7 protein-coding genes are annotated in these 7,063 nt (G+C 57.8%); 5 read left to right on the top strand and 2 right to left on the bottom strand.

Annotated elements, in window-relative coordinates:
• The 3 genes from GIW04_RS26110 to GIW04_RS26100 form a co-directional block, all read left to right on the top strand.
• Positions 1-1,050 (top strand): hypothetical protein (locus tag GIW04_RS26110; protein ID WP_236479336.1); only part of this gene is annotated, 1,050 nt, incomplete at its 5' end.
• Positions 1,051-1,256: 206 nt separating this feature from the next.
• On the top strand, positions 1,257-1,610 hold the full coding sequence (locus tag GIW04_RS26105) for a response regulator (RefSeq protein WP_003191259.1): 354 nt from the start codon (positions 1,257-1,259) through the stop codon (positions 1,608-1,610).
• A gap of 114 nt (positions 1,611-1,724) precedes the next feature.
• Positions 1,725-3,125 carry a DUF1254 domain-containing protein gene (locus GIW04_RS26100; RefSeq protein ID WP_003191260.1) on the top strand — a complete coding sequence of 467 codons (1,401 nt, stop codon included), beginning with the start codon at positions 1,725-1,727 and terminating at the stop codon, positions 3,123-3,125.
• Between the two features lie 54 nt (positions 3,126-3,179).
• Here GIW04_RS26100 and GIW04_RS26095 read toward each other — a convergent pair whose 3' ends face one another.
• On the bottom strand, positions 3,180-3,851 hold the full coding sequence (locus GIW04_RS26095; RefSeq protein WP_120248064.1) for a DUF3313 domain-containing protein: 672 nt from the start codon (positions 3,849-3,851) through the stop codon (positions 3,180-3,182).
• A 190-nt stretch (positions 3,852-4,041) separates the two neighbouring features.
• Here GIW04_RS26095 and GIW04_RS26090 point away from each other — a divergent pair, with 190 nt between their 5' ends.
• Positions 4,042-4,767: an aspartate/glutamate racemase family protein gene (locus GIW04_RS26090; RefSeq protein WP_003191262.1), complete on the top strand. Its 726-nt coding sequence runs from the start codon at positions 4,042-4,044 to the stop codon at positions 4,765-4,767.
• An 858-nt stretch (positions 4,768-5,625) separates the two neighbouring features.
• On the opposite strand, the gene GIW04_RS26085 is transcribed toward GIW04_RS26090, so the two are convergent.
• Entirely contained in the window at positions 5,626-6,138 is a 513-nt protein-coding gene (locus GIW04_RS26085; RefSeq protein WP_094774749.1) for a GNAT family N-acetyltransferase, read from the bottom strand.
• 227 nt (positions 6,139-6,365) lie between these two features.
• On the opposite strand from GIW04_RS26085, the gene GIW04_RS26080 reads away from it, so the two are divergent.
• A partial coding sequence (locus tag GIW04_RS26080) for a helix-turn-helix transcriptional regulator (protein WP_236479335.1) occupies positions 6,366-7,063 on the top strand: 698 nt, incomplete at its 3' end.

Here is a 7,063-nt window from a genome sequence, read left to right as displayed (position 1 = left end):
GGACACGGGACCGCAGTGATTGGTACTTATCCCTCTGGAAACGTCAGCTTGCAGACGGTCGCCGTATTCAAAAATAATCGGTGGTATCACTATGACCCGATCAAGAAGAACGTATTTGGGGCGCCGATCAAAAATTTTTCGCGCGCGGGCGCGTCGTCAATGATAGTCCGCGCCACAGGCTCTAATAACGCTGCTTTTCGGCATCTTCTGAACCTCTCCCAATCGCCAACGAATGCTGCCGCTTATCAACGAGGTCTAACTCAAGGCTCTCCTTTTGACCTGCCAGGCTTTCATGTCCATATGTCTTCCGAAGATTTAGTCAATATTGCGTTAAATAATCACTTGGCCCCTGAACAAATGGGCACGCTGGTGAGGGAAATCAAAGCGCTGAGAATCGAGGAGGCCAAACTGGTCGTATCGAACCTAAAACATGATGTGAGTGCTCCTGGTGTGATTTTCACCGATGTGTCGCAGATCGATTATCTGGCGCGTACTGACATAACATCCACGGGCCATTGCGCAGGTTTTTCCAACCTCATGGCCTTGGCGATCATGCTCGGTAAAGAAGACGAGCTGATAAAAAATATCAAACGCGCAGCGATGAATCCGGGGGACATACAAGCGGCTGAATTTATCCAGGAGCTGCATAACTTCCAGATGATCGTTGGGGACCGGTCGGCTGTTCACATGGGTAAATCTTTCAAGCAGCAAAATCACTTGGAGATCATCGACGAACTGACCAACTCCCCCACCTCGAAAACCATGAGAATCGTAACTGCGGACCATGCAATGGTAGCTGGGATAAAGGTCGAAGGTAGCAGCACAAGCTGGTTTTTCTACGACCCCGATGGCGCGCTGGTCAAATTCACAACCTTGCAGGCAATGCAGGAGGGCATGGAAAAAGTGCTCAACAGTGGCCGACATGGAAAGAATATGAACCCGTACGTCACGGATAAGGGCGATAAATTTTTTGAAACCAGTGAATTTGCCGCCAGCGATATGGACACGGTGAACGACGTTTACAAAGAGTTGTTGGACGCCGCACTGTAAAGGCATCATAGCGCGCCAATGAATGTTGGCGCGCTTGTGTTTCAGCAAACGCTCATAGGGTTTCGCCCGCGCGTGAGACTTTATCCCGCACAATGATCACAATAGGCACCTTTTGTGGGAACTTGCCAGGAAGCGCAACACTCACTAGTAAGCAGTCAGTCAATCCCATAGCCCCGTACGCTCTCCATTTTTCAGGAATATCCCTTATGCCCGCCGCCTCCACCATCCTTGTAGTCGAAGACGACGCTATCGTGCGCATGCTGATCGTCGATGTCCTCGAAGAGTTGGAGTTCCAGGTGCTCGAAGCCGCTGATGCTGGGGAAGCATTGACGGTGGTGCAAGATACCGCCCAGGTCATCGACCTGATGATGACCGACGTCGGCCTGCCCGATATGGACGGCAAACAACTGGCAACCAAAGTGCGCGAACTGCGCGCTACCCTGCCGATTCTGTTTGCTAGCGGCTATGCCGAAAACATTGACGTGCCTGCCGGCATGCAGGTGATTGCCAAGCCGTTCTCGATTGATCAATTGCGTGACAAAGTCAAATCCATGCTCTAACGCCCCTTCCCTATCGTCCTTTGCAGAGATTAACGTGACGACCGGCCAATAAAACAGGAAACTCGGCGCCTTCACGCCACGCTCTCAGATAGCACTCAGGAAGGACGCAACAACATGATTGGAAAACCGACGCGCCTGCTGTTGGCGAGCCTCTCGATTTTCATGAGCTCCGGCGCCTGGGCTGACTTCACCGCAAGCCCCAGCGAAGCCCGGGCCATCGCCAAGGAAGCCTACCTGTACGGCTTCCCCGTGGTGCAGATGTACAAGACGCTCTACACCCAGGCCGTTGATAAAGGCGGCGCCCACTTCAAGGCGCCGTTCAACCGTATCGACAACAGCGCCCAGGTGCTCACTCCCAAGGACAATGCAGTTACCACCCCTAACGTCGACACGCCCTACTCGTTCGTGTGGATGGACCTGCGTAAAGAACCGCTGGTGCTGACGCTGCCCAAGGTCGAAGACAACCGCTACTACTCGGTGCAGTTGATCGACCTCTATACGCAGAATTTCGCCTACCTGGGCACCCGCAGTACTGGCAATAACGGCGGCCACTACATGATTGCCGGGCCAGACTGGAAAGGTCAGCAGCCGGTGGACATCGACCGTGTGATCTACAGCGAAAGCAACATCGCCTACGCTCTGTACCGCACGCAGCTGTTTGATGACAAAGACCTGGGCAAGGTCAAGCAGATCCAGAACGGCTACAAGGTGCAGGCGCTGAGTAGCTATGTGAAACAACCGGCCCCCCCCAACGTGCCGAAGATCCAATGGCCCAAGCCGATGGCAACCATGACCGAAGGCCCGCAGCTGTTTCGCTACCTGAACTTCATGCTGGCCTTCGCCGCGCCACAGGACAGCGAAAAAGACCTGCTGGCGCGCTTTGCCAAGATCGGTATCGCCCCAGGCGCGCCGTTCAAGGTGAACCAGTTGACCGCCGAGCAGCGCAAGGCCCTGGAAGACGGCATCACCGATGGCCGCGCCGAATTCGCCGCGTTCAAGAAGGCCAAGGTCGACACCCACCAAGTGACCAGCGCAGACCTGTACGGCAGCCGCGACCACCTGCAAAACAACTACCTGTACCGCTACGCCGGTGCCGAGCTGGGGATGTTCGGCAACTCCAGTGATGAAGCCGCGCACTTGAGCTACGTCATCGACAGCGAGGGCAAGCCGGCCAATGGTGCACGCCACAGCTACACCGTGCATTTTGCCAAGGACCAGTTGCCGCCGGCTGATGCGTTCTGGTCGCTGACGATGTACGACGCCAAGACCAGACTGCTGGTGCCAAACCACAAGAAGCGCTACCTGATCAACTCGCAGATGTTGCCGAGCCTCAAGCTCGACGCCGACGGTGGCCTGACCCTGGCATTGCAACACCACGAACCGCCCAAGGCTGAGCAGAGCAACTGGTTGCCAGCCCCGCCCGGCCCGTTCTACGCGGTATTGCGCATTTACCTGCCCAAGCCTGAAGTCGCTAGCGGCCAGTGGAAGCTGCCAGCGTTGACGCCGCTTAAATAATTTCGGCGAATAAAAAAAGCGCGGCGGGTGATTACCCGCCGCGCTTTTTTTGACTCAGTGTTTTTTCAGTTTCACGTAAGACTGGTGCAGGTCCGACGCCCAACCGTCAATGACGCTTTTCACATCGTCGGCCTTCATGACCTGAGAATCATTGGCCAGCGGCTTGCCGGTGCCTTTGCGCACCACTTGGGCCAGCACTTTATGAGTGCTGCCATCGAGAAACTGCGCCTCGGTGCCCAGGGTGGTTTCCTGATCGCGAATGCCGGTGCCGGTGCTCACTGCCGCGGCCACCAGGGCGACGGGAATAAATTCATAAGGCTTGAGGCTTTCGGTCTTGCTGCTCACCGCGGTAATCGCCGCCCTTACCACGATCACTCCAGGGCCTGGGGCATTAGCCACGGGCAGTGACTGGGCCAGCTCGCGCTTGAGCGCCTGATTGTAATAGTCGTTGATGCCGCGCAGCGTACTCTCGGGAATCCGGGAGGTGGCCTGGGGCTTGGGGTAGAACTGGGTGGGCTCGATGTACACCGACGTGTAGCGGCTCAGGTCCAGCTGTGGATCGACCCAGCGCATCACCTCGGCCCCCGACGGTGACTTGGCTTCCTTGAGTTGGCTGTAGTTGGAAAGAAACCCTGAATACTCATCCGGCTGCACCACCTTGCTGGCGCAACCGGCCATACCGAGCGAGGCGACGCATAGTGTGCCGATCATTAGCCTTAGCTTCATTATTGAACTCCCTGGCGACCATCATCGTGAGAACGAGTGGTAGGTATAGCCAATGTTAGGACATTGCACCTTATTTAACATGGGGCATCACTCAGATTTGAACTGCTCCGGTGAATTGGCTGGCAACTGCGTATGACTCATCCGCCTTGAATGGGTAAGGTGAAGCCACACTTTTTGTCCGGAGCATCACATGCGCACCATCGGCCTTATCGGCGGCATGAGCTGGGAGTCCAGCGCCGAGTATTACCGTCTCATCAACCAGCGCGTGCGCGATCAGCTCGGCCCGCTGCGGTCGGCGCAAGTGTTGATGTACAGCGTGGATTTCGGCCCGGTGGAACAGGCCCAGCATGCCGGGCGTTGGGACGATGCCGCGCTGATCTTGGAAGATGCCGCGCGACGCTTGCAGGCCGGGGGTGCTGATTGTGTGGTGCTGTGTACCAACACCATGCATTTAGTGGCACCTCGCATTGAGGCGGCGGTGTCGATTCCCTTCCTGCATATTGCTGATGCCACGGCGACGGCGGCTCTGGAGGCTGGGACCTTGACGGTAGGCTTGCTGGGTACCGCGTTCACCATGGAGCAGGATTTCCTTAAATCGCGCCTCGCCGCCCAGGGGCTCACCGTGCTGGTGCCAGACGCGGATGAACGCAAGGCGGTGCACCGAATCATCTATGAAGAGTTGTGCGTGGGCGTCATCAGTGACGCCTCGCGCCAGGTGTATCAGCGGGTGATCCAGACACTCGCGGCACGCGGTGCTCAGGCGATTATTCTCGGCTGCACGGAAATTTGCCTGCTGATCCAGCCCGAACACAGCGCCCTGCCACTGCTGGACACCACCGCGCTGCATGCGCAGGCCGCGGTCGGGTTTGCCTTACAGGGCACAGGTATCGCCACAACTTTTTTAGCCGCTACCTGAACCCAATATCCTGGTTGGCTGTCAGGCCTTCTTCGCGAGCAAGCCCGCTCCCACAGGGGATCTGTGTCGGGCGCTGATTTTGTGGGCAATGTATGACCAATGTGGGAGCTGGCTTGCCTGCGAAGACGGCCTCACAGTCAACACAGTTGGATTGTGTACATATCCATTGCTGCGGTAACGGCCACTTAGGGTTCCGCCCTGACGGCGTCTTACTTTTGAAAAGCGCAAAAGTAAGCAAAACGCTCTTGCCCCACCACTCGGCACCTCGCCTGGGCTCGGTGTGCCCGAACGCAGGCTTGAATCCGTGGGCCGCCGCCACGCGCCATCCATGGCGCGGGGCGGCAAACCCGGCGTCCTGCCGGGTTACCCACGAATTCAAGCCTGCGTTCGGCCAGCGTGGTTTGACGGGGCGCCTAAGATCAAAAGCAGGTCAAGAGCAAGATCAAGAGCGGCTCGCTTCGCATCGTGGTTACCGTTGAGCTTACAGAGTTATGTAGATACCTATGCTGCGATAGCGGTGGTTCAGTTGAAGATTCAGTGGCTGACACAACGCCATCGCGGGCAAGCCCGCTCCCACAGGGAATCTGTGCCAAACGCTGATTTTGTGGGCAGTGCATGACCAGTGTGGGAGCTGGCTTGCCTGCGATAGCGGTGGTTCAGTTAAAGATTCAGTGGCTGACACAACGCCATCGCGGGCAAGCCCGCTCCCACAGGGAATCTGTGCCAAACGCTGATTTTGTGGGCAATGCATGACCAGTGTGGGAGCTGGCTTGCCTGCGAAGACGGTGGTTCAGGCAAAGACTCAGTAACTGACACACTGCTTTCATCGAAGTTGTATAGATCCCTATGCTTACAGGATCAAGCCGATGTGCGCAGGCGCGCCATGCTGAAGGTGTCGACAAACACGCCATCACGCAGGGCATAATCGCGCAACCGCCCTTCCACTTCGAAGCCGAACTTGCGGTACAGGTTGTGCGCAGCTTCGTTGTCGGCGTAGACCGTCAGTTCCACACGGCGCAGGTTCATCCAGTTGTCGGCCACCTCCAGTGCGGCCGCCAACAACCGCGAACCGACGCCCTTGCCCTGCCAGGCGGGCGCCACGCCCATACCCAATGAGCCAACGTGGCTCTGGCGTACACGCAAGTACTGCTCAAGCCCCAGTTGACCAATCACCTCAGTGCCCTGCACCGCCACCAACTGCAGGCGCCGCTCGTTATCCATCACCAGGCGCTTGCGCCACATCTCAACCGACTGAAAAGGCATTTGCAGCACCTGACGGCAAACAGCCGGTTCGTTGTAGAGCGCGGCGACGCCCTCCAGGTGGGCCTCGGTAAAACGCTGGATCACGATAGACGGTTCAGGCACGTGCATTGCATTTCATCCTATGAAAGACAGGTGGCCGGCCAGTGTAGAGGCTAAGTCGCCCACCTGACGAGCCGGAGTTTTCCCACCGGCCAACCAGCACCATCCTGCATCTGAACGATAGCGATCCTTGCGCGCAACGCCGATACTCAGCCCAGGCCCTGCCCCGTCAACCCGACGCTTTGGCCTTCACCCTGTGACGAGAACAACAAAAAAAGTCCCACAGAGGAACACCCATGAACCGTCTCGATCCCGCGAGCCTGTTACAGGCTTTCAGCACTCTGACCCTGGACCTGCAACGCCTGGCCCAACACCAGGACATCGAACACTTTCAACACCATGCCCTGGCGCGCCTTAGCCAATTGCTGGCCTTCGACAGCGCCTGGTGGGGGCGCTCGGCGGTTATCAACGGTTTACCGCACGAGCACAACAGCTACCTCTACCAGTTGCCCCCCGACTATCTGGCGGACTGGCAGTCGATCCGCCATCTGGACGTAACCGTTGCGCGGGTGCATGCGTCGCCCGGCGAGGCGGTGATCATCGATATGCGCGACTCCGCCAACGGCAGCGCCTTGAACTGGCTGGGGCAACGCCACGGCTTGGGTGAACTGCTGTGTGTGATCCATATCGACCCGCAAACCCACCTCAGCCACCACCTGACACTCTACCGCCAACCCGCTGCACCCAAGTTCAACGTGCAGGATTGCCAGATGATTAATAACTTGATGCTGCACCTGGTGGCAGCGGTCTCGGCAAACCAGATCCGCACCTTGGTGGCGATGCGGGAAACCCTGACCAGCCCGCGCAACCTCGCGCTGGCGGTGTGCGACCCACGGGGAGTGTTGCAATGTGCCGAGCGAGGGTTTGTCGACCTGCTGCTCAGCGAATGGCCGCAATGGCGCGGCCCCACCCTGCCGGTGCCTCTGGATGAACG

Origin of the sequence: Pseudomonas sp. PA-4-8C (assembly GCF_021606625.1) — a bacterium.
GTDB classification, from domain to species: domain Bacteria; phylum Pseudomonadota; class Gammaproteobacteria; order Pseudomonadales; family Pseudomonadaceae; genus Aquipseudomonas; species Aquipseudomonas lactis.
The sequence above is the reverse complement of the archived record's forward strand: the minus strand, read 5'-3'. Positions and strand labels throughout refer to the sequence as shown.

Bases quoted from the DNA above. Each gene is read 5' to 3' on its own strand.
- GIW04_RS26095 (WP_120248064.1), bottom strand. From the start codon at position 3,851: ATGAAGCTAAGGCTAATGATCGGCACACTATGCGTCGCCTCGCTCGGT.
- GIW04_RS26085 (WP_094774749.1), bottom strand. From the start codon at position 6,138: ATGCACGTGCCTGAACCGTCTATCGTGATCCAGCGTTTTACCGAGGCC.
- GIW04_RS26100 (WP_003191260.1), top strand. From the start codon at position 1,725: ATGATTGGAAAACCGACGCGCCTGCTGTTGGCGAGCCTCTCGATTTTC.
- GIW04_RS26105 (WP_003191259.1), top strand. From the start codon at position 1,257: ATGCCCGCCGCCTCCACCATCCTTGTAGTCGAAGACGACGCTATCGTG.
- GIW04_RS26090 (WP_003191262.1), top strand. From the start codon at position 4,042: ATGCGCACCATCGGCCTTATCGGCGGCATGAGCTGGGAGTCCAGCGCC.